Annotated in this window: 16 protein-coding genes; all 16 read right to left on the reverse strand. The window is 73.2% G+C overall.

Annotated features, from left to right (window positions below; genetic code table 11):
• Positions 1 to 57: 57 nt before the first annotated feature.
• Positions 58 to 1,464 (reverse strand): DEAD/DEAH box helicase, encoded by a 1,407-nt coding sequence (locus E4U92_RS07450; RefSeq protein ID WP_137299440.1) that lies wholly within the window; start codon positions 1,462 to 1,464, stop codon positions 58 to 60.
• Positions 1,465 to 1,706: 242 nt separating this feature from the next.
• Entirely contained in the window at positions 1,707 to 1,910 is a 204-nt protein-coding gene (locus tag E4U92_RS07455) for a cold-shock protein (RefSeq protein ID WP_031136836.1), read from the reverse strand.
• Between the two features lie 262 nt (positions 1,911 to 2,172).
• Complete coding sequence (locus tag E4U92_RS07460; RefSeq protein ID WP_137299441.1) at positions 2,173 to 2,361, reverse strand: hypothetical protein; 189 nt, start codon at positions 2,359 to 2,361, stop codon at positions 2,173 to 2,175.
• 2 nt (positions 2,362 to 2,363) lie between these two features.
• Positions 2,364 to 3,656, reverse strand: a complete 1,293-nt coding sequence (locus tag E4U92_RS07465; protein WP_229861948.1) for a cation:proton antiporter — start codon at positions 3,654 to 3,656, stop codon at positions 2,364 to 2,366.
• An 8-nt stretch (positions 3,657 to 3,664) separates the two neighbouring features.
• Positions 3,665 to 4,687, reverse strand: coding sequence for a guanitoxin biosynthesis L-enduracididine beta-hydroxylase GntD (gntD, locus tag E4U92_RS07470; protein ID WP_229861945.1), 1,023 nt, complete (start codon positions 4,685 to 4,687; stop codon positions 3,665 to 3,667).
• A 120-nt stretch (positions 4,688 to 4,807) separates the two neighbouring features.
• A complete protein-coding gene (gene rsgA / locus E4U92_RS07475; protein ID WP_137299442.1) occupies positions 4,808 to 5,965 on the reverse strand; it encodes a ribosome small subunit-dependent GTPase A in 1,158 nt (385 codons plus the stop codon).
• Positions 5,966 to 6,000: 35 nt separating this feature from the next.
• Positions 6,001 to 6,723, reverse strand: coding sequence for a YqcI/YcgG family protein (locus tag E4U92_RS07480; protein WP_137299443.1), 723 nt, complete (start codon positions 6,721 to 6,723; stop codon positions 6,001 to 6,003).
• A complete protein-coding gene (locus tag E4U92_RS07485; protein WP_137299444.1) occupies positions 6,720 to 8,012 on the reverse strand; it encodes an MFS transporter in 1,293 nt (430 codons plus the stop codon). Before E4U92_RS07485 ends, E4U92_RS07480 begins: the two co-directional genes overlap by 4 nt.
• Positions 8,009 to 16,441, reverse strand: coding sequence for a non-ribosomal peptide synthetase (locus E4U92_RS07490; protein ID WP_137299445.1), 8,433 nt, complete (start codon positions 16,439 to 16,441; stop codon positions 8,009 to 8,011). Before E4U92_RS07490 ends, E4U92_RS07485 begins: the two co-directional genes overlap by 4 nt.
• The gene (locus E4U92_RS07495) at positions 16,438 to 16,674 is read right to left on the reverse strand and encodes an MbtH family protein (protein ID WP_137299446.1); all 237 of its coding nucleotides are present in this window, start codon (positions 16,672 to 16,674) and stop codon (positions 16,438 to 16,440) included. Before E4U92_RS07495 ends, E4U92_RS07490 begins: the two co-directional genes overlap by 4 nt.
• Positions 16,675 to 16,678: 4 nt before the next feature.
• On the reverse strand, positions 16,679 to 17,758 hold the full coding sequence (locus E4U92_RS07500; protein ID WP_137299447.1) for a thioesterase domain-containing protein: 1,080 nt from the start codon (positions 17,756 to 17,758) through the stop codon (positions 16,679 to 16,681).
• An 80-nt stretch (positions 17,759 to 17,838) separates the two neighbouring features.
• On the reverse strand, positions 17,839 to 18,597 hold the full coding sequence (locus tag E4U92_RS07505) for an SDR family oxidoreductase (protein ID WP_137299448.1): 759 nt from the start codon (positions 18,595 to 18,597) through the stop codon (positions 17,839 to 17,841).
• Positions 18,594 to 19,850, reverse strand: a complete 1,257-nt coding sequence (locus E4U92_RS35810; RefSeq protein ID WP_168725055.1) for an alpha/beta fold hydrolase — start codon at positions 19,848 to 19,850, stop codon at positions 18,594 to 18,596. Before E4U92_RS35810 ends, E4U92_RS07505 begins: the two co-directional genes overlap by 4 nt.
• Before the next feature lies 1 nt (position 19,851).
• Positions 19,852 to 20,796, reverse strand: a complete 945-nt coding sequence (locus E4U92_RS07515) for a chlorinating enzyme (protein WP_137299449.1) — start codon at positions 20,794 to 20,796, stop codon at positions 19,852 to 19,854.
• A 10-nt stretch (positions 20,797 to 20,806) separates the two neighbouring features.
• A complete protein-coding gene (locus E4U92_RS07520; protein WP_137299450.1) occupies positions 20,807 to 22,672 on the reverse strand; it encodes an amino acid adenylation domain-containing protein in 1,866 nt (621 codons plus the stop codon).
• Positions 22,673 to 22,856: 184 nt separating this feature from the next.
• Positions 22,857 to 23,921: a TrmB family transcriptional regulator gene (locus E4U92_RS07525; protein WP_137299451.1), complete on the reverse strand. Its 1,065-nt coding sequence runs from the start codon at positions 23,919 to 23,921 to the stop codon at positions 22,857 to 22,859.
• Between the last annotated feature and the right edge of the window lie 44 nt (positions 23,922 to 23,965).

Genomic DNA, 23,965 nt, shown 5'->3' on the forward strand with positions numbered 1-23,965 from the left:
GGCTGCCCGCCGCTCCCTGGGCTTGCCGGGCTCCCGCATCGAACGGTGACACCCATGTCAGGCAGGCAGCAGCCAGGCCGCCGTATCGGCGGACTGTCCGCGCAGGGGTGCGCGGCGGGCCGCCGGGACGTGGGTGCGCCGACCGCGTGCGGGGGTGCCGCGCTTCTTGGGGCGTTCGGCCACCGGTGCGGTGATGACGACCGGGATGCCGGAGGGGGCCTGGGCGCCGGTGATGCGGCGCAGGGCTTCGTCGCCGGTGCGGACCTGGGTGGTCTGCGGGACGATGCCGGCCGCCGCCATGAGCCGCGTCATGCCACGGCGCTGGCTCGGGGTGACCAGGGTGACGACGCTGCCGGACTCCCCCGCGCGGGCCGTACGGCCGCCGCGGTGGAGGTAGTCCTTGTGGTCGGTCGGCGGGTCGACGTTGACGACGAGGCCGAGGTTGTCGACATGGATGCCGCGTGCCGCGACGTTGGTGGCCACCAGCACGTTGACGTGCCCGCTCTTGAACTGTGCCAGCGTGCGGGTGCGCTGCGGCTGCGACTTGCCTCCGTGCAGGGCGGCGGCCCGGACCCCGCTGTTCAGGAGGTGCTCGGTCAGGCGGTCGACGGCGTGCTTGGTGTCGAGGAACATGATCACGCGGCCGTCGCGGGCGGCGATCTGGGTGGTGGCCTCGTGCTTGTCGGCGCCGTGGACGTGCAGCACGTGGTGGTCCATCGTCGTGACCGCGCCGGCCGAGGGGTCGACGGAGTGTACGACGGGGTCGGTGAGGTAGCGGCGCACGAGCAGGTCGACGTTGCGGTCGAGAGTGGCCGAGAACAGCATGCGCTGGCCCTCGGGCCGTACTTGGTCGAGCAACGCGGTGACCTGCGGCATGAAACCCATGTCGGCCATCTGGTCGGCCTCGTCGAGGACGGTCACGGACACCTGGTCCAGCTGGCAGTCGCCGCGCTCGACGAGGTCCTTGAGGCGCCCCGGCGTGGCGACGACGACCTCCGCGCCACCGCGCAGCGCGCTCGCCTGCCGGCCGATCGGCATCCCGCCCACCACCGTGGCCAGCCGCAGCTTCACGGAGCGGGCGTACGGGGCCAGCGCGTCGGTGACCTGCTGCGCCAGCTCACGGGTGGGTACGAGGACCAGTCCCAGCGGCTGCCTGGGCTCGGCGCGCTGCCCGGCCGTGCGGGCCAGCAGCGCAAGACCGAAAGCGAGGGTTTTGCCGGAGCCGGTGCGGCCGCGGCCGAGGACGTCCCGGCCGGCGAGGCCGTTCGGCAGCGTCGCGGCCTGGATCGGGAAGGGGACGGTCACGCCGTGCGCCCCGAGTGCGGCCAGCAGTGCTCCGGGCATCTCGAGGTCGGCGAAGCCTTCCACGGCGGGAAGTGCGGGAGTGCTCGTTCCAGACGGGGCGAACTCGGTACAGCCGGTGCGGGAGCGGGCGGAGCGGTCGTTCGTGCGTGTGCGGTTCATGCGGGAGCCTTCCTCGAGACGGCGCATATCAAGGAATTCCCGCAGCATCGAGCAGCGCGGAGAATCGCAAGAACAGGCCGATGACATGCGAAAGCGAATCCGGCCGACGGTGGAATCCGTGCAGGCGCGGACGTGCTGGAACTGAGCAGCGTCATGGGGACGCGATACTCGGGCGAAAACGCAAGCAGCTGGGGCCCGCACCCCGAAGGATGCGGGCCCCAGCTACGGAATACGCGTGAGCGTCAGGCGAGAACGATGTTCTCGGCCGTCGGGCCCTTCTGGCCCTGCGCGATGTCGAAGGTCACCTTCTGGCCCTCGAGCAGCTCACGGAAGCCCTGGGCGGAGATGTTCGAGTAGTGGGCGAACACGTCGGCGCCGCCACCGTCCTGCTCGATGAAGCCGAAGCCCTTTTCCGCGTTGAACCACTTCACGGTGCCAGCAGCCATGTCATTTCTCCTTCGGGGCAGTGCATCGACGCCCGCACTGTACGGACGCCGGGTTGCCGCGATGATCACCCATCGGAGAAAAGCCCGATATTCAGGAACCACAACTGCAACTGAGACAGACAGTAGCACGCCTCAGCGGCCGAAGTTCGCCGACGCATTCCGCGCTGTTTATGGCGGCAAAGAATCTGTCCGCCTGTTTCGCTCAAACCTCAGCTAGCGGGTACAGATATTGCCGCGCCGGCCACTGTCGGAGGAGGCGACGTCAGGCAGCCGCGCGGGAGGGGATCGTCGCCCAGCGGGCCAGGGTCTCCTGGGGGTCGTCCTCGGCGAGTTCGGCGAGGAGGGCCGGGGCGTCCGGGCCGGGGACTATGCGTACCGGGCTGCAGCCGCGGGTGATCATCACGGAGCCGTCGCGGCGCTCGTGGTAGCCGAAACTGGGGATGCGAGCCATCGTCACTGTCCTTTCGACGGGGTGAGTGCGGGGACCGCGGGTGCGCGGGACGGTACGTGCGCCGCTTCGGTGCCGCGGCCGAACCAGGTGAGCAGGGGGCCCGCCATGGCGGTGGTGACCAGCGCCATCAGGACCATGACGGTGAACAGCTCGGGGCCGATCAGTCCGAGTTGGAGACCTATGCCGAGGATGACGATCTCCGTGAGGCCCCGGGTGTTCATCAAGGTGCCGAACACCGCGGCCTCCCGCCAGCCGCTCCCGGTCAGCCGGGCCGGTACGGCCGCCCCCGCGAACTTGCCGGCCACGGCCACGACGAGGACGAGGCCGAGGACCTCGAAGCCGGAACGGCCGAGGCCGCCGATGTCCGTGGACAGGCCGGTGAGGGTGAAGAACGCGGGCAGCAGCAGGGCGGACGCCCGCTCCAGCGGCTGTGCGATCCGCTCCTCCAGCACGCTCTCGCCGCGCGGCATGACCAGGCCGAAGGCGAACGCCCCGAAGATGGCGTGCACGCCGATCCAGGACGTCGCGTAGGAGGACAGGAGGACGCCGGAGACGATCAGGGCGAGGGGCGTGCTCCCGCTCCGCCAGGCGGCACAGTTGCGCAGCAGCCGGCGCAGGAGGGGCCGTACGACCAGGACCATCACGGCGCCGTAGGCCACGGTGCAGGCGATGACGGCGGCGAACCCGTCGGGGCCGCGGGCGCCCGCGAGGGCCACCACCAGGACCAGCACGCACCAGGCGACCACGTCGCCGGCCGCCGCGCAGGCCATGGCCAGCACTCCGACGTGGGTCCGGGTGAGGCCGCGGTCCCGGATGATGCGGGCGAGGACCGGGAACGCCGTGATCGAGAACGCGGTGCCCATGAAGAGCGCGAACATGCCGGTACCGACGCCCTCGGGAGCCTGGGAGTCGTGCAGGAGCGCGGCCGCCCCGCCGCCGAGGACGAACGGCACCGCCATGGCGAGGACGGCGATGGTGCCCACCGCCCGGCCCCGCCCGCGCAGTCTGCGCGGGTCGAGTTCCCAGCCCGCCAGGAACATGAAGAGGGCGAGCCCGAGCTGGGCCAGGACGGAGAGGGCCGGCCGGGCCTCGGCGGGGAAGAGGCGGGCGGGCAGGTTCCCCGGCAGCAGGCCGAGCAGGCTGGGGCCGAGCATCAGCCCGGCGGCGATCTCCACCACCACGGGGGGCTGCCGCAGTCGTCGTACGAGGGTGACGAGGGTGGCACCCACCGTCAGGATGATCGCCAGGTCGGCGAGGACGACCGCCTCCGGCGGCAGGGCGTTGTGCGCGGACATCGGGCTCCTCAGATCACGACGCGGGCGGCGGCCGAGTCACGGGTGGCGCGCGACTTGCGCAGGTCACGCGTGACGATGGCCTTCTGCAGCCAGCGGTCGGTGCCGTCGTAGCGGGCGGTGAACGCCCTGCGGCCGTGGACGGCGAGGTAGTTGTCGACGACGAGCAGGGTGCCCGCGTCGACGACGACGTCCTGCTGGACCCGCTCCAGCTCCACGACCAGTTCCTTCAGGGCCTGTTCGGCGCCGTTGTCGCCCTCGACGCAGCGCATGAAGTACGGGTCGATGCGCAGATAGGGCGAGTCGGCGGCGCCGAAGAGCACGGCGACCGGCTCGGGCGTCTCGCGCATGGCGCGCATCCGGGCGAGGCCGGGGTGGTCGGGCTCCTGGGCGGCGAGCTGCCGCAGGTGCTCGTCGTCGGGGAGGATGTGGAAGCGCGGCTCGAACAGCGTCCTGCGGTTCTCCTCCGATATCCGTACGTCCCGCACGGAGGAGAGCGTCGTCGGCACCCGGTCGTGGTTGCGGACCCCGAACAGGGCCAGGTAGTCGCAGCGGGCGGGGTGGAAGCCGTCCTCGGTGTGCCACTCCAGCAGGACGTCGCTGCCGTGGCCGCTCTGCTCGTTCTCGTCGCCGGCGATCGGCAGCACGTGGTGGATCATCCGGCCGGCCTGCAGGGTGGGCCAGCTGAACACCTCCCCCAGGCACTTGGCGATCAGCGCGAGGAAGAGCTGCTCCCGGTGCGAGCGGCCGGAGGCCGCGGCGGCGGCCCAGGTGCCGGGGGTCGGGCCCACCGCCTCGTCGTCGACGGGGAAGCCGCGGATCAGGAAGGCGGCAGCCGGGTCCTCGCGCCGGAAGTCCTCGAGGAAACGCCTCAGCCCGATCGGGACGCGCGGGATGAATTCCCAGGCCCGGTCGTGGAACTCGGATTCCCCAGGATCACAGCCGGCCTCCTGCATTTTGACGATCACCATCTCCAGGCGAACCGTCTCTTCGAAGGACAGGTCGTACGTCAGCACGCCAGGGTATTCGGACACGAAAGACGCCTCTCCGCAGAAGGGAAACGCAAGCGAACACCCGAACAATGTGCCAGGGCCCGGAACCCGTCTCAAGACGTTGTGTCCGGCAGCAAAGTGCCGTGGCGTCAAGTGGCCAATTCAAAAAGCCTTGCGGTGGCCTTTGCCGCGCTTTCGCTCGTACATCTCCCGGCCGGCCGCCTCGCGGCGCCGCCATTCCCGGGCCCGCTCGGCGCGCAGCCGGGCGTCGGTGCGGGAGGCGATCCAGGCGCTCTCCCGCAGCAGCTTGCGGTAGCTCTCGAAGCGGCGGTGCGAGAGGGTGCCGTCGTCCACCGCGGCGAGGACCGCGCAGCCGGGTTCGGCGTGGTGCTCGCAGTCGTGGAAGCGGCAGTGGGCCGCCAGCTCCTCGATCTCGGCGAACACCTGGGACAGGCCCTCGTCCGCCTCCCACAGGCCGACGCCGCGCAGGCCGGGGGTGTCGACGACGAGTCCGCCGCCGGGCAGCGGCAGCAGTTCGCGCGCGGTGGTGGTGTGCCGGCCCTTGCCGTCGTTGCCGCGCACCGCGCCGCTGGTTCGCACCTCGGCGCCGAGCAGCGCGTTGACCAGCGTCGACTTGCCGACACCGGACTGGCCGAGCAACACGGCGGTGCCCCCGGCGAGTTCGGCGGCGAGCGCCGCCACCCCCTCGCCGGTGACGGCACTGACGGGCAGCACCGGGGCGCCGGGCGCGGCCGCTTCGACGTCGGCCACCAGGTAGGTGCTGTCGGGCACCAGGTCGGTCTTGGTGAGCGCGACCAGCGGCCGGGAGCCGCTGGCCCAGGCGAGCGACAGGAACCGCTCCAGGCGGCCGAGGTCGAGTTCGACGGCGAGCGACACGACCACGACGGCGTGGTCGGTGTTGGCCGCGAGCACCTGCCCCTCGGACCGCGCCGAGGAGGTGGAGCGCAGGAACCGGGTGCGGCGCGGCAGCAGCGCCCGCAGCACGGGCCCGGTGGGGGTGTCCGGTTCCACCGCCGCCCAGTCGCCGGTGCACACGACGGCCTCCGGGTCCCCGCCGGTGCGGGCGGGCCGGGTGTCGGCGTGCACGGTGACCGTGCCGTCCGGGCCGGCGTCGGCCGGGCCGGCCGCCAGCACCACCTCGCACCGGCCGCGGTCCACGCGCGCGACCCGTCCCGGCGCCAGCCCGTCGGCGGCGTACGGGGCGAACACGGCGGCCCACTCCGCGTCCCAGCCGTAGGCCGTGAGCGGATCGGGGGCCGGCCGCGGGGTGCGGTCCGGCGCCGGGGTGTCACTGGTCAACTGCGTTGCTCCCTAGGGCGGTTCTGCGGGCTGCCTCAGGCGGCCGGACGGGTCGCTCCGGCCCCGGCCCCTCCATCCTGCGCCCTGTCGGGGCCTTCCCGCGCGTCCTTTACGGCCGTCCCGGCGCCCTCGCCCGGCTGCCGCGCGTCCCGCCAGGACTCGTCCCACCAGGGGATGTGCCGGTCGATGGGGTCGATGGGCATGACCGCCTTGAACATGTCGTTGCGCACGTTCGCCAGCCCGGCGTCGTACGGCTTGCCGACCGCGGCGAAGGCGTGGTGGATGCGTTCCCGGCGCCGGTCGATGGCGGCCGCGTTCCGTTCGAAGGTGCTGGCGGGCTGGAGCAGGACGTAGGTGCGCGGGTCGCCGTGGGTGTGGCGGGGCGAGTGCTCCGGGTAGCAGGGCGCGAAGGAGACCACGAAGAACTGCTCCCCCTCGATCATCGCGTACCACGTCTCGTCGGGGTGCGGGTCGTCCTGGAGGTAGACGCCCGGGTAGAGCTCGTCGAGGGTCGTGTAGAGACGGCGGGTGAGGTCGACCAGGGCGTCCAGGGTGTTTCCGGCCGAGGGGTCCTCGAAGGTGACGACCATGCCGTCGTACGCGTTCTCCCGGGCGGTGCGGAAGAATTCCGCGATGACGTCCCGGTGCGCGTGCAGTTCCTTCTCGAATTCCCCGGTCCTGATCGTGACGGGCGGCCCCATTTTCGAGGCCCGGGCGAACGGGCAGTAGGTGCGCTCGGCGATCTCTGCGAAACTCATACTCCACTCACTGCCTTTCCGGCCTCCGCGGGGGCGGGCACGGCCGAGGCGGCCGCCGCGCGGCAGCCGATGACGTAGAACCACCAGCCGGCGATCACGATGGCGACGAGCGCGTAGAACATGACCGCCGGGGCGAAGTGCTGGAGCAGGAAACCGCAGACGACCGGGCCGACCGCCACCCCGATGTGGACGAGGTTCTGGGCGCCGAAGTAGCTGCCGCGCAGCCCGTCCGGTGCGATGGAGTCGATGAACATGTACTCGGCGGGCACCACGATCACCTCGCCGAGGGTGAACAGGGCGACGGCGGCGACCAGCAGCGCGGCCTGGGTCGACAGCGACATGGCGACCAGGCCGACCACGAAGGCGCCGGTGCCCCAGGTGAGCCAGCGCATCAGGGTGTTGTCCTTGAGCCGGCTGCCCACCAGGTACTGGGTGGAGATCACCACGATCGCGTTGGCCGCCGAGATGTAGGCGACGAGGCGGTAGGCGGTGTCGCGGTCCTCCACCAGGACCAGGTACTGGGACATGAAGGTCAGCAGCGGGCCGTAGACCACGATGCTGAAGATGCCGCCCAGGGTGAACCAGGTCAGCGCGCGGTCGCCCCGCATCACCTTCAGCACCGCGCGGAAGGACTCCGCGGACTTCTCCGGGTCCGACGCGGCCGGGGTGTCCGCGGAAGCCGCCGGCTCCGCGGCACCGTCCGCCGCGGGGACCGTGAAGTGGCGGCGGAAGACGATCAGCGGCAGCAGCGCGGCGACGATGATGGCCGCCGCCAGCAGGAACGGCCCGCCGCTGCTCGCGGCGACGGACGCGACGCCCAGGAACGGGCCCACGGCGGCGCCGATGTTCTGCAGCGAGTACCGCAGCGAGAACACCTTCGCCCGGTGCTCCGAGGGCACCAGTTCGGCCAGCAGCGCGTTGGCGGTGACGCCCATGGAGGAGGAGGCGGTGTTCGCCACCAGGAGCACGGCGAGCACCACGAGCGGCTGGTGGACCGCCGGCAGCGCGAGGTAGACGAGGACGAGCACGCCGTCCAGGGCGATCATCAGGTCGACCTTGGTGAACCGGTCGGCGAGGTAGCCGCCGTAGACGCTGGCGACGGTCCCCACCAGCAGGCAGGCGCCCAGGACGTAGCCGATGGCCGCGCCGTTCATGCCGACCGGGTCGTGCAGGAAGATCGGCATGTAGGCCAGGACGGCGAAGAAGCTCAGTGAGCGGGCCGTGGCGCACAGCAGGAGGATGCGAACGGCGGGCGGCAGGCCTCGCACCATCGTCAGCAGGTCTTTCATGAGAGGCCTTCCCGTGGGGGGGTGTCGGTGGTGCCGTCGGAGCGGTCCGCCGCGAGTGTCTCCAGGACGTCCACGAAGGACTTCTTGATCTCCTCGATCCGGGCCTCGTCGAAGAGTTCGGGGTGGTGGCCGAAGACGATCTCGATCCGCTCGCCCGGCATCACGGTGATGCCCAGCGGGTAGTGCGAGACGCCCCTGGCGCTCTGCGTGCGCTCGGTGACGCGCAGCGCGTCCGGCCCTGCGGCCCCGCCGTCCCGGTCCGGCGGGTCAGGGTAGTTCTGGAACACGTAGTACGTGTCGAAGAGTTCGCCGGAGCCGGTGGTGCGCTGCACCTCGCTCAGGCCCAGGTGCCGGTGCGGGTACATCTCCAGCTGCTCCTCCTGCACCCGTGCCACGGTCGCCGCGGCCGGCTCGCCGGGCACGCGGCGCACCCGCGCGGGCACGGTGTTGATCAGCAGGCCGACCATGTTCTCGATGCCGGCGATCTCCGCCGGGCGCTCCGAGACGGTCGTGCCGAACAGCACGTCGTCGCGGCCGGTGAGGCGGCCCAGCAGCAGGCCCCAGGCGGTCTGCAGCACGGTGTTGAGGGTGACCGAGGCGCGGGCCGCGGCGCGCACCAGCAGGGCGCTCAGGTCGCCGGAGAGCAGCAGGTCCGTGGTGTGCGGCAGCACACCGGGCTCGGGTTCGGCGTCGGCGGCCCGGGTCGGGACCGGCGCCCCGGCGAGGTAGGAGCGCCAGGCCTCGGCGGCCGCCGTCCGGTCCTGCCGCGCCAGCCAGGCCAGGTAGTCCCGGAAGGGGGTGACCGGCCCGGGGTCCTCGCCCCGGTAGAGGGCGAACAGCTCGTCCCACATCAGGGGGGTGGACCAGCCGTCGAGGAGGATGTGGTGATCGGCGACGAGCAGCCGGTGCCGGGTGGCGGAGTACCGCAGCAGGCTGAAGCGCAGCAGCGGCGGGGCGGTGAGGTCGAAGCGGAGCGCCTTGTCCTCGGCGAGGACGGCCGCCTCCCGCTCCTGCTGCCGGGCGGGCGTCAGCCCGGACAGGTCGTGCTCGCGCCACGGCACCTCCACCCGGTCCGCGATCACCTGCACGGGTGACTCCAGGCCGCGGTGGACGAAGCCGGCGCGGAGGTTGTCGTGCCGCATCAGCAGGGCGTGTACGGCCTCCCGCAGGCGTGCGGCGTCCAGCGGCCCGTCCAGGTCGAACAGGCTCTGGCCCTGGTACGGGTCCGGCCCCTCGGGCAGGCCGTCGGCGTGCAGGACGAGGCCCTGCTGGAGCGGGGTGACCGGCAGGACGTCCGTCAGGCCCGGGTGGGCGGAGCCGAGGGCGTTGAGCGCGGACTGCTTGAGGGCGACCAGGCCGACGTCGGAGGGGGTCAGGCCGCCGAGTTCCGGGTGGGCGGTGAGGCCGCCGAGGGCGGACAGCAGCGCGGTCCAGCGGTCGGCGAGCGCACCGACGGCCGCCGTGTCGAACCGGGTGCGGTCCCAGTGCCAACGGACGGTGACGGAGGTGCCGTCGGCGGCGGGGCGGACCTCCACGGCGAGGACGTGACCGCCGGCCGGGTCCGCGTCCTCGTCGGCGGACGGTTCCGGCAGGTAACGGAACAGGGCCTGCGCGTCGTCGTACCGGGCGAGGTGCGGGCCGGTCTCCGCACCGGCGCGCAGGGCCGGGTAGTGGGCGCCGCCGGACGGTACCGAGCGGATCTGCTCCTTGACCCGTTTGACCGCCCGGGCCAGCGACCTGGGGTCGGCCAGGGCCTTGCCGAGGTCCGCGAGGCCCGGGGTGAGCCGCACCGGGTGCACGGCCCCGCTCGCGCCGGTGGCGATGTCGATGCGCAGCGCCGAGCGGACGTCGGCGACGCGGGTGAGGCGCCACTCGATGAGCGCGGGCGCGAGCGCGGCGAGCGCGATGTGCTCGGGCCCGCAGCGGAACATCGCCGGGAGGGCGCCGGTCAGGGCCTCGGCGAGGACGCCGGTGACCGCACGCTCCAGCAGGCCCCGGCCCCCGGCGTGCGGGACCTCGGTGTCCGGGCCGGTGGCGTCCGTGAGCAGCGGGTACGCGGGGTCCGGGGTCTCCAGGATCCTGAGCCAGTCGTCCAGTTCGCCGGCGGCCACCGCCGTCGGGTCGTGGGCCTCGGCGGCCTCGGCGGCGCGGGCGACGAGCGCCTCGACCGTCTGGTCGCGGAAGACGTCGCGGGGGGTGATCAGGAAGCCCTCCGCGCGGGCGCGGCTGACCAGCTGGATGGAGCGGATGCTGTCGCCGCCGAGGTCGAAGAAGCGGTCGTCCACACCGACCGCCTCCAGGCCGAGCACCTCCGCGAACAGCCGCGCCAGGGTGACCTCCTGAGGGGTCCGGGGCGGGCGCAGCGCGCGGGAGGTGAAGTCCGGCGCCGGCAGGCTGCGGGTGTCGAGCTTGCCGTTGGGGGTGAGCGGCAGGCGGTCGAGGACGACGACGGCCGCGGGGACCATGTGGTCGGGCAGGCGCTGGGCCGCGTGCCGCCGCAGCTCCTGCCCCAGCCGGCGGGCGTGGTCGACGGCCTGGGGGTCGTTGCCGAGCTGGTGGAGCGGGACACCGGCGGCTTCCGCGGCCAGGTAGACGTCCGCGAGGCCCGACCGGGCCGCCCGCGCCGCCTCCTCGGGGGCCAGGAACACCGCGTCGAAGCGGTCCTCGGACTCCCCCGGTGCGCCGCTCCACGTGGCGTGCACCGTGTAGCCCAGCTCCGCGCCGAACGCGGCGAGTTCCTCGGGGCCGACGCCGGGACGGGTGCGGGGGTGGGCGTCGGCGTCCCGTACGGGCGTCGCCCCGCCGGCGGCCACGCGCCGGGCGGCGGCGACCTCGGCGGCCACCCGGCGGTTGGGGATGCCGGTGACGCGCAGCGACCCTGGGCGCGCGCCCGCGAGTTCGGCGCGCACGGCATCGAGGCCCGCGGTCTCGGACCACGCGGTCCTGCGCGCCCCGGCCAGCGACAGCGGCCGGGCCCCCTGCTTGTGCAACACCACCTCGTAGCGGTAGTCGGTCAGTTCGTTGCTCAGCAGACCGCACTTGAGACGGATGTCGACGCCCGCCACGCCGGGGACGGCCTCGCCGACCCGGGCGAAGAAGGCCGGGTCGAGCAGGAGTTCGCTCTCCAGCTCGCCCTGGTGGGACACCATGTCCCGGACCGCGGCGAGGGTCTCGCCGGCGTGCGCGCCGCCGTGCAGGGTGATCGCGGTGAGGAAGGTGCGCAGCAGCCGCAGGTTGCGGACGTCGCCGAGGAAGATCCGGCCGCCGGGCTCCAGCAGCTCCATGGCCGCGCGCAGGACGTCGACGAGGTAGCGGACGCTGGGGAAGTACTGCGCCACCGAGTTGACGACGACGGTGTCGTACGAGGTCCCCGCGAGTTCGCCGACCTCGTGGGCGGCGAGGCTGTGCAGGGTCACCCGGTCGCGCAGGTCGGTGCGGTCGACGCCCGCGCCGAGGGTCTGGATCAGCGAGGGCGAGAAGTCGATCCCGGTGTAGGCGTCCACGTGCGGGGCGACCTGGTAGAGGATCAGCCCGGAGCCGACGCCGATCTCCAGGACCCGGCGCGGGGCCAGTTCCAGGATGCGGTCGACCGTGGCGGCCTGCCACTCCCGCATGTGGTCCAGGGGGATGGGCTGGTTGTCGTAGCTGCTGTTCCAGCCGGTGAAGTCGCCCTCCCCGCCCAGGTCCTCCTGTTCGCTGTAGCCCTGTTCGTGGATCTCCTGCCACTTGTCGACGTGCTCGATGTCGTCGGCGCCGTCGGGGCCGCCGGCGGTGGTGTCGGGCACGACGTAGCCGACGAGCTGCTGGTGTCCGGGGGTGTCCTCGCGGACGACGACCACGGCCTGCGCGACGCCCGCGTGGGCGTCGAGGACCGACTCGATCTCGCCGGGCTCGACGCGCATCCCGCGGATCTTGACCTGGTCGTCGGCGCGGCCCACGAAGTCGACGACTCCGCCGGGCCGCCAGCGGGCGAGGTCGCCGGTGCGGTACATCCGGGCGCCCTCGGGGCCGAACGGGCAGGCCACGAAGCGTTCCGCGGTCAGTGCGGGCCGGTTGAGGTAACCGCGCGCGAGTCCGGCACCGCTGAGGTACAGCTCGCCCACGACGCCGGGGGCGACCGGGCCGAGGTCCGCGTCCAGGATGTGCACGCGGGTGTTGGGCAGCGGACGGCCGACCGGGACGGAGTCGTCCTCGTAGCCGGCGCCGGCGCTGCCGCACTCCCAGTACAGGGCGTCGACGGTGGCCTCGGTGGGCCCGTACGCGTTGATCATGCGGCGGCCGCGGGACCACTTGGCGGCGAGCGCGGGCGGGCAGGCCTCGCCGGCGACCATCAGGTGGCCCACGGAGGCGAGGGCGTCCTCGGCCATGCCGCCGAGGATGGTCGGCGAGAAGGTGATGTGGGTGGGCCGGTGACGGGCGACGAGCGCGCGCTGCCGGTCCGCGGAGAGCAGTTCGTCGGGCGAGGTGAGGATCACCGTCGCGCCGGCGAGCAGGGTGCAGCACATCTCGCAGAACGTGGGGTCGAAGTTGATCGAGGAGAACTGCAGGAAGCGCGAGGAGCCGTCGAGGCGGAAGCGGTCCAGGTAACCGCGGGCAAGGTTGGGGATGCCCCGGTGGGTGACGGCGACGCCCTTGGGGCGGCCGGTCGAGCCGGAGGTGTAGATGACGTAGGCCAGGTCGTCCAGGCGGAGCGGGGCGCGGCGGTCGGCGTCCGTGGGGGCGGTGGCGGGCATCCGGGCGAGGGCGGCGCGGGCGGCCGGGTCGTCGCACTCCAGACGGGGGACCGTGCGGGCGTCCTCGGGCAGCCGGGCGGCGACCTCGGCCGTGGTGATCAGGAGGACGGGGCGGGTGTCCGCGATCATGAAGCCGAGCCGCTCGGGCGGGTAGTCCGGGTCGAGCGGGAGGTAGACGCCGCCGGCCTTGAGGATGCCGAGGAGGGCGCAGAGCAGCTCCGGGGAGCGGCGCAGCGAGAGCCCGACGACGTCGTCCCGGCCCACGCCCCGGGCGATCAGCCAGTGGGCGATGCGGCTGGAGCGGCGGTCGAGTTCGGCGAAGGTGAGCTCGGTGTCCTCGTGGACCAGGGCCACGGCGTCGGGGGTGCGGGCGACCTGCGCGGCGAGCAGGTCGGGGTAGGTGGCGTCGGGGAGGTCGACGGCGGTGTCGTTCCAGTCGCCGAGGATCACGGCGCGCTCGTGCTCGCCGAGCACGTCCACGGAGTCCAGGGTCCGGCGCGGGTCGTCGGCGACGGCCTCCAGGACGCGCAGCAGCCGTTCGGCGAACAGGGCGGCGGTGGCCGGGTCGAACAGGTCGGTGGCGTACTCGACCTCGCCGCGCAGGCCGTCGGGCCGGCCCGACGCGTCGAACCGCTCGGTGAGTTCGAAGGTCAGGTCGAACTTGGAGGTGTGCGTGGGCACCGTCTCGTGCTCGGCGGTGAGGCCGGGCAGACGCCAGTCGGGGGCCACGTTGTTCTGCAGCACCAGCATCACCTGGAAGAGCGGGTGGTGGCTGGTCGTGCGGGCCGGGTTGAGGACCTCCACCAGGTACTCGAAGGGCAGGTCCTGGTGGTCGTAGGCGGCGAGGTTGCCTGCCTTGACGCGGTCCAGGAGGCCGGTGAAGGAAGGGTTGCCCGAGGTGTCGGTGCGCAGCACGAGGGTGTTGACGAAGAAGCCGACGAGGTCGTCGAGGGCACTGTCGGCGCGGCCGGCCAGCGGGCTGCCGAGCGGGATGTCGGTGCCCGCGCCGAGCTTGGTCAGCAGGGTGGCGAGGGCGGCCTGCAGGACCATGAAGAGGCTGACCCGCTCCCGTCGGGCGAGGTCGAGCAGCCGGTCGGTCAGCTCGGCCGGCACCTCGAAGGGCACGACGTCGCCCCGGTACCCGGCCTCGGCCGGCCGGGGCCGGTCGACGGGCAGGTCGAGCAGCTCGGGCGCACCCGCGAGCCGCTCCCGCCAGTAGGCGAGCTGCCGTGCCATGGCACTGCCCGGGTCGTCCGGCGAGCCGAGCACGTCGCGCTGCCAGAGCGTGTAGTCGACGTAGCCCACGTCCGGAGCGGGGCGGTCGGGCTCCTCGCCCGCGAGGTGGGCGGTGTAGGAGGCGCACAGGTCCCGGACCAGGGGGGCCAGGGACCAGCCGTCGCTGGCGATGTGGTGGATGCACAGGAGCAGGACGTGGGTGTCCTCTCCGGTGCGGAACAGCGTGAAGCGGGCCGGGATCTCGGCGGCCAGGTCGAAGAGGTGGCCCGCGGCACGGTCCAGGGCGGCGGGCAGGTCCTCGGGGCTCACCTCGTGGACGGTGAGGTCGACGGGCGCCTGCCCGGCGGGCACCACGACCTGCTCGGCACCGTGCGGCCCGTCGGCGAAGTACGTGCGCAGGCTCTCGTGCCGGGCGACCAGGTGCCGCACGGCCGCGCGCAGCGCGGGAAGGTCGGGTTCGCCGGTGAGGCGGACGGCTATGGGCAGGTTGTAGGTGGCGCTGGGGCCCTCCAGGCGGTGCAGGAACCACAGGCGCTGCTGGGCGTAGGAGAGCGGGACGTGCTCGGGCCGGGCCATGCGGCGCGGGGCGGGCCGGGCCGTGCCGGCGCCGTCGAGGCGGCGGGCGAGGGCGGCGACCGTGCGGTCCTCGAAGACGGTGCGGATGGGGAGTTCGGCGGCGAGTTCGGCGCGGATGCGGGCCACCAGGCGGGTGGCGAGCAGGGAGTTGCCGCCGAGGTCGAAGAAGCTGCTGTCGACGTCCACGCCGTCGAGGCCGAGCACCTCGCGGAAGAGCCCGGCCACGACCCGTTCCCGTTCGGTCCGCGGGGCGCGCCCCGAGGACGGGGGGCGGGAGAAGTCGAGGGGCGGCAGGGCCCTGCGGTCGACCTTGCCGGCGGGGGTGAGCGGGAAGCGGTCGAGCACCATGACCCCGGCGGGGAGCATGTACGCGGGCAGCCACTCCCCCAGCGCGTCGCGCAGCGCGGCCGGTTCGGGCGTGTGGCCGGCGGCGGGTACGACGTATCCCGCGAGGTACGCCACCCCGGGGGTCTCCTCCCTGGCCACCACGCGGGCCTGCGCGACCTCGGGGAGCCGGCGCAGCGCCTCCTCGATCTCGCCGAGTTCGACGCGGTGGCCGCGGATCTTGACCTGTTCGTCGGCCCGCCCGACGAACTCCAGTGCGCCGTCGACCCGTTGGCGGACGAGGTCGCCGGTGCGGTACATGCGGTCGCCCGGGGCGCCGAACGGGCAGGCGACGAACCGCTCGGCGGTGAGGGCGGGCCGGCGGTGGTAGCCGCGGGCCAGGCCGGCGCCGGACAGGTACAGCTCCCCGGTCTCGCCCGGGGCGGCGGGCGCGAGCAGCTCGTCGAGGACGTGGACGCCCGTGTTCCACAGGGGGGTTCCGATGGAGACGGGTTCGCCGGGGCGCACCGGGGAGAGCAGCGACCAGATGGTGGTCTCGGTGGGGCCGTAGAGGTTCCACACCTCGGCGTGTCCGTCGACGGCCAGGAAGTCGGCGAGGTCCTGCGGCAGCGCCTCGCCGCCGCACAGCAGCCGGGTCCCGGCCGGCGCCTCCCGCGGGTCCCAGCCGGCCTCGCGCAGCAACTGCCACAGGGCGGGGGTCCCTTGGACCAGAGTGGGCCGGGCGGCCGCGAGCCGGGCGCGCAGCGCGACGCCGTCCAGGGTGACGTCCCGCTCCACCAGGTGCAGCAGGGCCCCGCCCGCCAGCGGCAGGTGCAGCTCGAGGCCCGCGATGTCGAAGGAGACCGGGGTGGTGGACAGCACCACGTCACCGGGCCCGACTTCGCACAGCGAGGCCATGAAGGCGAGGAAGTTCGCGAGCGAGCGGTGGGTGACGACCACGCCCTTGGGGCGGCCGGTGGAGCCGGAGGTGTAGATCGTGTACGCGGCCTGGTCGAGTCCGGTGAGACGGCCCACCGGGTCGGCGGGCGCGGGCCCCTCGGACGGCACGGACGGCACCGACGGGTCCTGGCCGTACGGTGCGACGGCTCCCGCGTCCGACACGTGGAGCCGGGTCAGGGAGGCGTCGACGCCCTCCAGCCCCGCGTCGGTCTCCGCGGTGGCGACCAGGGCGCGGGGGCCCGCGTCGGCGACCATGTAGGCGAGCCGGTCGGCCGGGTAGCCGGGGTCCAACGGCAGGTAGGCGGCACCGGACTTGAGCGTGCCGAGCAGCCCGCACACCAGCGCGGGCGAGGAGGGCAGGGCGACGGCGACGGTGTCGCCGGGGCCGATGCCCAGGTCGATGAGCCGGTGCGCGATCCGGTTGGCCCGCTCGTTGACCTCCCGGTAGCTGAGCGTGGCCTCGCCCGCCGCCAGCGCGGGGGCGTCGGGGGTGGTGGCGGCCTGCTCCTCGAACCGGGCGACGAGGCCGCCCGGCCAGGGCACCGCCGGCTCGGCCTCGTCGCCCGGGTCGTGGCCGGTGTGTTCGAGCTGGACGGTCATGAGACGGTTTCCCCCTCCGGTGCCGTTCGGGCCGGGCCCGTCGGCGCCAGGTCGGTCCAGTGCGCGTCGATGTGGGCCACGCAGGCGGCCCGCGCGTCGGGGCCGTGCACGCAGTCCCAGCCGGCGGGCACGGCGAGGCGGGCGGGCCACAGCGAGTACTGGCCGCGGGCGTTGAGCAGGACGCGGTACCGGGCCGACTCGTCCTCGAACGGATGGGTGCTGCTGCGGCTCATGACGTCACTCCTCGCCCACGAAGTCTTCGATCCGCGCCGCGAGGGTCTCGGCGTCGGTCTGGCACAGCCTGAGGCCGTAGGAGTCGGACTCCATGACCTCGGCGGTCAGTTCACCGCGCACCGCGGCACGCCAGTCGTCCACCGTGAAGTTGTCCTTGGCCAGCAGGAGCAGCAGGTCGGTGTCGACGGGTTCGGGGCGGTACGCGGACAGGGCACGGGCGTACAGGCAGTGCGCCGCGTAGATGCGGCGGGCGAAGGCGTTGGCGGCCGGGTCGTCGGCCCGGGCCGCGCCGAAGATCGCCGCCGAGGCGTCGCGGATCGCGGTGTCCTCGTCGAGGTCGGCGGGGGCGATGTCGGGGAAGGCGCCGGAGGTCCCCGAGAGGCGGATGATGTCGTCGCGGAACTGGAAGAGGAGTTCGCGCGCGTCGGGTTCGCCGGTGGAGTGCACGTCGAGGTAGCCGTCGATGGCGACGGTGCGGCGCAGTCCGAGCCCGCGCTCCTCGGCCAGCCGGGTCAGTTCGAGGGCGATCGCCCCGCCGGCGCAGGCGCCGACCAGGTGGAACTCGTCCTCGCCGAACTCGTCCTCCAGCAGGTCGGCGTACAGCTCGGCGACGCCCTCCATGGTGTCGGGCACGGCACGGTTGCCGGAGGACAGCAGCAGCGGCGACTGCAGGCCGTAGCAGCCTCGGTCGGCGCCCAGCAGGCGGACCAGGCGCGCGTAGCCGTCCACCGTGCCGATGCCGGCGTGCAGGAAGACGAGGGGGGTGCGCGAGCCCTGGTTGCTCATCCGGATGACGGCGCGTTCGCCGTTGGCCGCCTGGGGCTGCGCCTTGTGGGAGGTCAGCCCCTCGATGCTGCGGAAGCGCAGCAGGTCGCCCATGTTGAGGGTCCAGCCCAGCCGCTGGTTGATCTGCTCGATGGTGACCAGGGCGAGCAGCGAGTCGCCGCCGGTCTCGAAGAAGTCGTCGGCGACGGTGACGTCTCGGTCCAGCGTGGTGCGCCAGATGTCCAGCAGGATCTGCTGCACCAGGCTGGGCTCCGAGGTGGTCACCGGCTCCAGGAGGGGCGTCTGCCGCGTACTCACAGCGCGACTTCCTTTCGTGTCTGGTCGGGCGCCGATGAGCTCGGCGACAGGAGCGGTACGGATACGGGGGTGCGGCGCGGTCAGGCCCAGCCGCCGGTGAACCCGACGACCTCGCCGGTGACGAAGTCGGCGCGGCCGGAGGTGAGGAAGACGATCAGGTTGCCGATCTCGCGTGCGGTGCCGAGGCGGCCGATGGGCAGCAGGCCGCGCAGCCGCTCCTGTCCGTCCTCGGTGCCCCAGGCCTCTTCGGGGTAGTAGGTCTCGCTCTCCAGGAAGTTGGGCGCGACGGCGTTCACCGTGACGTGCTCGGCGGCGAGTTCACGGGCCGCGGCGCGCGCGAAGGCGGAGGCCGCGGCGCGCAGCGAGCTGTAGTAGGAGAAGCCGTGCTCGGGGCGGACCGGGGCGGCCGAGGTGACCAGGACGATACGGCCGTGGCCCTGCCGTTTCATCTGGGCGGCCGCCTTGGCGACCACGGCGACCGGGGCGACCAGGAGCGCCTCGGCGGCGGCCCGCAGCTCGGTCACGTCCGCCTGCTCCACCGGCAGGTACTTGCCGGGGTAGACGTCGTTGCTGATCACCGCGTCCAGCCGGCCGTGGCGGCGGATCGCCCAGGTCACCGCGCCGGAGGGGGTCCTGGCCGGGCAGGCCACCACCGCGGGTCCGTGGCCGGCCTCGAACTTGGCCCGTGCCTCGTCGTCGGTGAAGCTCTCGTCGTGACAGACCACGGTGAACCCGGCGGCGCCCAGCGCGGGGACCGCGCCGGGGCCGGCGTAGAGGGTGGCGTGGGTGACCACGACGACGCGTTCGGCGGGCGGCGGGTCGGCCGTCGGGGGGCTCACGGCCTGCTCCCGGCGGCCACCGGCTCGCGGGCCGCGGTGCCGGGCAGGCCGGTCGCCGAGTCGAGGAAGCCCTGGATCCTGGCGAACATCTCCTCGTCCGGGACGAGGATGTCGTGGTGGCTGCCCGTGGGCCGCTCCACCAGGGTGCTGCCCGGCACCAGCTCGTGCAGGTGGCGAGCGGTGTCCGGGTGGGTCATGCGGTCGGTGCGGCTGGTGACGATCAGCGTGCGGGCCGGGGCGGCCGACGCGGCCTGCCGGGCGTCGTGGGCCATGAGCGCGTCGTTCAGCCTGGCGTAGCGGTGGAACAGTTCGCGGTCGCCGTAGGGGTAGAGCACGAAGGGGGCCAGGCGGGGCGGTACGCCGAAGAGCATGTTGGGGTCGAGGAACAGGGAGAGCACCTCGTCGGCCCGGTCCTGGCTCCTCCCCGCGCCCGCGAGCAGGCCCTGGAACTGGGTCTGGAAGGGGGTGCGGGTCACGCCGGGGCCGAAGTTGAGGTCGGGGTGGAGCATCGTCAGCGAGGCGGTGCGGGCACCGAGCCGGGCCGCCGCCGCCAGGGCGACGGGGGCTCCGCCGCAGACCCCGATCAGGTGCACCCGCTCCGCCCCGTACGCCTGCGCCACGGCGGTGGCCTGGGCGGTCTCCTCACGGAAGTCGCCGCTCGGGGCGGGCCGGGCGGCCCAGTCGCCGAACAGGTACGGATTCTCGTAGGTGATGACCCGGTGGCGGGCGCAGAGGCGGTCCAGCCACGGCGCGAACAGGCCGGCCGGCACCCCGCAGGGCGGCACCAGGACGACGGTCTCCGCGCCGGGCTCGCCGGCCGCGAAGGCGTCGAACGGGGGCAGCCCCTCGGCCGTCACCCGGCGGGCGGCCGGCAGGGCCGCGCTGCCGGAGCGAGGGTGTCCGGCCGGCTCGTCCGGCCACGGCCCGGCGCTCTCCGCCAGCGGCCGCCAGGAGCCGAACTCCAGCTCGCAGAGGTTGCTGAGGGCGACCTCCAGGCTGGACGGGCCGTCCGGGACCGGCGCCGTGAAACGGGGCACGGTGAGCCCGTGGGCGGCGCCGAGGTGGGCCAGCGCCTCGTTGCAGCGGGCCACCGCGCCGGCGTCGTAGGCGGCGGCCTCCGCCTCGTCGGCGGGGAAGACCCGCAGCACGGTGCCCGCCGCGCGCAGCAGCGGCTGGGCCAGGTCGAGGACGGTCAGCAGCCCGGCCAGTGCCTGTGGCCCGGGGCCGCCGCCCGTGTGCTCGGCGCCGGCCACGTCAGAAGGTCTTCCCGCGCGTGGTCTCGGTGACCATGCGGTTGTCGGGGCGGTGGTTGTCGCCGCTGACCAGGACGGAGCCGTACTTCTCCAGGCTGATCCGGCCGCCGTACTCCTCGATGTGGTCGCTGTCCGGGTAGACGTGCACGGTGGAGGGGACGTAGCGGGTGGCGAAGCCCATCCGCATGTCGTTGGTCCGGCCCAGGTGCGGGTAGGAGGCGTGCATCAGGGTCGACCAGAAGATGATGAACTGGCCCGGCTCCATGATCTGCGCGACGGCCGCGTCCTCGTCGGGCGTCCAGTCCGGGTCCTTCTGCAGTTCCCGGTAGTCGTAGCCGAAGAAGCCGCGCCGGACGCCGTCCTTGTCCACCGAGTTGATCTTCTCGGGGTCGTAGTGCATCTTCTTCGTCTCGTCGTAGAACATCGTCCGGTGGGTGCCGGGGATGAACTGCAGGCAGCCGTTCTCCGTGGTGGCCTCGGTGAACGCGGACCAGACGGTGATGGTGCCGCCGAAGTCGGAGTCCTCGGGCCACAGGATCTGCGGCTTGCCGGAGGCGTTGGCGAAGGTGTCGGCCTGGTGCCAGTCGGTGCCCTCGTCGCCGGGGTGCTTGGGGAAGAACTCGGTGCGCCAGCAGATGACGTCCGGGCCGAGGATGCTCGCCACCCGGTCGACGATCTCGCGCCGGCCGATGTGCGAGGCGAGGAAGTCGTGGTCCAGGTGGCGGTCGTAGTTGGCGATGTTGGTGGCGCCGGAGACGGCGTCCTCGGTGGGGTAGACGGCGTCCGAGCGGTCGAGCAGCTCCAGGCGGGTACGGCGCCAGATCTCCCGCATCTCGTCGGGCTCGTAGAGGGTGAACGGGCCGATGAAGCCCTGCCGGTGGAAGCGGCGGAGCTCCTCCTCGGAGAGCGCGAACTGCTGGCCTGTCTCGGGCAGGGTGGAGGTCATCCTCGGGCTCCTAGCGGGAAGCGGTGGTGAGCTGGCGGTTGACTGCGGCGCTGAGGACGCCGATGTTGGCGCCCTTGCTGAGGGTCGAGATGTTCAGCGAGAGCCCGAACTCCTTGTTGACGAGCTGCAGCATGTGGATGAGCGAGAAGGAGGTGCCGCCGAGGTCGAAGAACTCGTCGGTGTCCCGCACCGCCTCCACGCCGAGGACCTCGGACCAGATCGCCCGCAGCGTCCGCGTCGCCGGGTCCGCGGCACCGGCCGCGTGCTCGCCGGTGGCGTCGCGGGTCTCGGCGAGCCGGGCGTCCAGCAGCTTGGCGAGGACGGCCTGGTCGAGCTTGCCGTTGACGGTGACCGGGACCTCCTCGATGCACAGGTACGCCGACGGGGCCATGTAGAACGGCAGCGAGCGGGCCACCTCGGCGCGCAACTCGGCGACCAGGGCATCCGGTTCGGCGTCGGTGACCGGGTAGGCGACCAGGCGGGGGTCGCCGCTGCCGAAGTCGGCCGCGGTGACGACCGCGTCGCGGACCGCCGGGTGCTGCCTGAGGCGGGCCTCGATCTCGCCGGGTTCGATGCGGTAGCCGCGGATCTTCAGCTGGCGGTCGGCGCGGCCGACGTAGGCGTACTCCCCGGGGCCGGTCTGCACACCCAGGTCGCCGGAGTCGTACCAGCGCTCGGTGGTGCCGTCGGCGGCGGTGCGCTCGAAGAAGCGCTCGGCGGTGAGGTCGGGGTGGTCGAGGTAGCCGCGGGCGAGTCCGGCGCCGGCGACGTGCAGGACGCCCTCCTCGCCGGGCGGCAGGGACCGCCCGTCCGGGCCGACGACGTCGATGCGCAGGTCGGAGAGGGGCGCGCCGATCGGGCTGGGGCCCTCGGCGGTGAGGTCGGCCTCCTGGACACGGCGCCAGGTGACATGGACGGTGGTCTCGGTGATGCCGTACATGTTGATCAGGGCCGGGCTGTCCAGTCCGTGCCGCTCGGCCCAGGGCGCGAGCATCCGGTGGTCCAGCTTCTCGCCGCCGAACACGACGTGGCGCAGGGCGAGTCCGGCTGCGGCGGGACCGGCCTCGGCGTCGGCGTGGGAGAAGTTGCGGAAGGCGGACGGCGTCTGGTTGAGGACGGTGACCCGCTCGCGGCGCAGCAGCTCGTGGAAGGCGCGCGGGTCGCGGGCGGTGTCCCGGGAGACGACGACGAGCCGGCCGCCGTGCAGCAGGGCGCCCCAGATCTCCCACACGGAGAAGTCGAAGGCGGCCGAGTGGAACCCGGCCCACACGTCGTTCCCGTCGAAGCCGAAGACCTCCGCGGTGGCGGTGAACAGCCGGACCACGTTGCGGTGTTCGATCTGCACGCCCTTGGGGGTGCCGGAGGAACCGGAGGTGAAGATCACGTACGCGAGGTCCTCGGGACGGGTGTCCGGGGCCGGCGGCGCGACGTCCTCGCCCGGTTCGGCGTCGACCGGGACGGCCCGCGCGCCGGTGACCAGGTCCGCGGTGTCCGTGCCGGTCACCACGAGGCCGGAGTCGCACCGGGCGAAGACGAAGTCCCGGCGCTCGGCCGGGTAGGCCGGGTCGACGGGGACGTAGCCCGCACCGGCCTTGAGGATGCCGAGCAGGCCCACGATCAGGTCGCGGCCCCGCTCCACGCACAGGCCGACCCGCTGGTCCCGGCCGGCACCGGCCGCGCGCAGGACGGCGGCGAGCCGGTCGGCCCGGGCGTCGAGCTCCCGGTAGGTGAGGTCGCCGCGGGCGTCGGTGACGGCGACCGATTCCGGATGCGCCCGGGCGACGCGCTCGAAGTTCGCGTGCAGGGTGAGCGATTCGTCGAGCGGTGCCTGCCGATTCTGGGATTCGCTGGAGATCGCGCCAGGATTCACGGACATGGGCCCTTTCCGGTCATGGTGCACAACACGGGTACGAAAGTGCGGAAGGTGGTTTCGCCCGACCTCCCCGGAAACCTTGTGGAACGGTCTCAGGGGCGTCCGGACCCTTTCAAGGGAAACCGTTTGGCACGAAGCTGCAATGGCGCCAAGTGTCCATTTCCGCGGAGCGGTTCGGGAATTCCGTTCACAGCCATCCCGCCCGTTCCGCGAGAACTCCCACCTCGAAACGGCTGCGGGCGCCCAGGCGGGAGCAAATGCCGGACATCATGCGGCGCGTGGTGCGCAGCGAGAGGCCCAGTTTGCGGCCGGCCACCTCGTCGGTGAGGCCGCGTTCGAGCAATCGCAGCAGCTCCAGTTCCTGTTGTGAGGGCCCTTCGGTGGCCGGCGGGCGGCCCGTCTCGAACGGCACGGCCTGTTCCCAGACGAAGTCGAAGAGCGCGAGCAGCGCGTCGATCACCCCGGGCGCGCGCAGGACCACCGCGCCGGCCCCGCTGTCCTCCGGGTCGAGCGGCAGCAGGGCGGTGGACCGGTCGGCGATCAGCATGCGCAGCGGCAGCGAGGGGATCGTCCGTATCTCACCGCCGAGCCGGGCGAGCCACTGGGCGTACTCGGTGCTGCTGCGGTCGTTGCGGACACTGTCCAGGTAGACGGTGCGCAGCCGGACCCCGGCGCGCAGCATCCACTCGTCCAGCGGGCGGCTCGCGGCCAGGTCCTCGGGGCTCTGCGGGCCGCCGGGCAGGAACGCCCTGAGTTCGCCGTCGACGTTGCGGGCCACCTCGGACAGGTACGCCCGGACCTCACCCACGCCCTCCAGGAGTTCCATGCCCTGGTTGCCGTGGCGGGCCCGCTGGGCGGCGTAGACCGCGGTGAGTTCGGCGGCGCACGCCTCCACGGCCGCCAACTCCCGTTGCTGGGCCAGGATCTCGGACTCGCGCCGCCGGATGTGGGCGGCGAGGCCCACCTCCGGGCTGACGGCGGCGATGTCGCGGGACCCCGCCCGGTAGAGCATGGAGAGTCCGGCGAGCCGGTCGAGCGCGGAGCGCACCTCCCCCTCCGTGAGGCCGAGCCGCCCGGCGATCCGGTCCGCCGGCCAGCCGGGCTCCGCGATCACCAGCCGGTACACGTCCACGCAGGTCTCGTCCTGGCCGAGCAGGGCCGCCAGGGGCGCGTGGCCGGGGCCCGGTCCGTGCTCCCGTACCTCCCTCGTCCTCCGTGCCCGTGCTGCCTCTCGCACCTGACTGCCTGACACGACTCACCTCTCCCCCGTGCGGTTGTTCCGTAGCGGCCCGGCGG

It is taken from the genome of Streptomyces galbus (assembly GCF_005280195.1).
Classification (GTDB): domain Bacteria; phylum Actinomycetota; class Actinomycetes; order Streptomycetales; family Streptomycetaceae; genus Streptomyces; species Streptomyces galbus.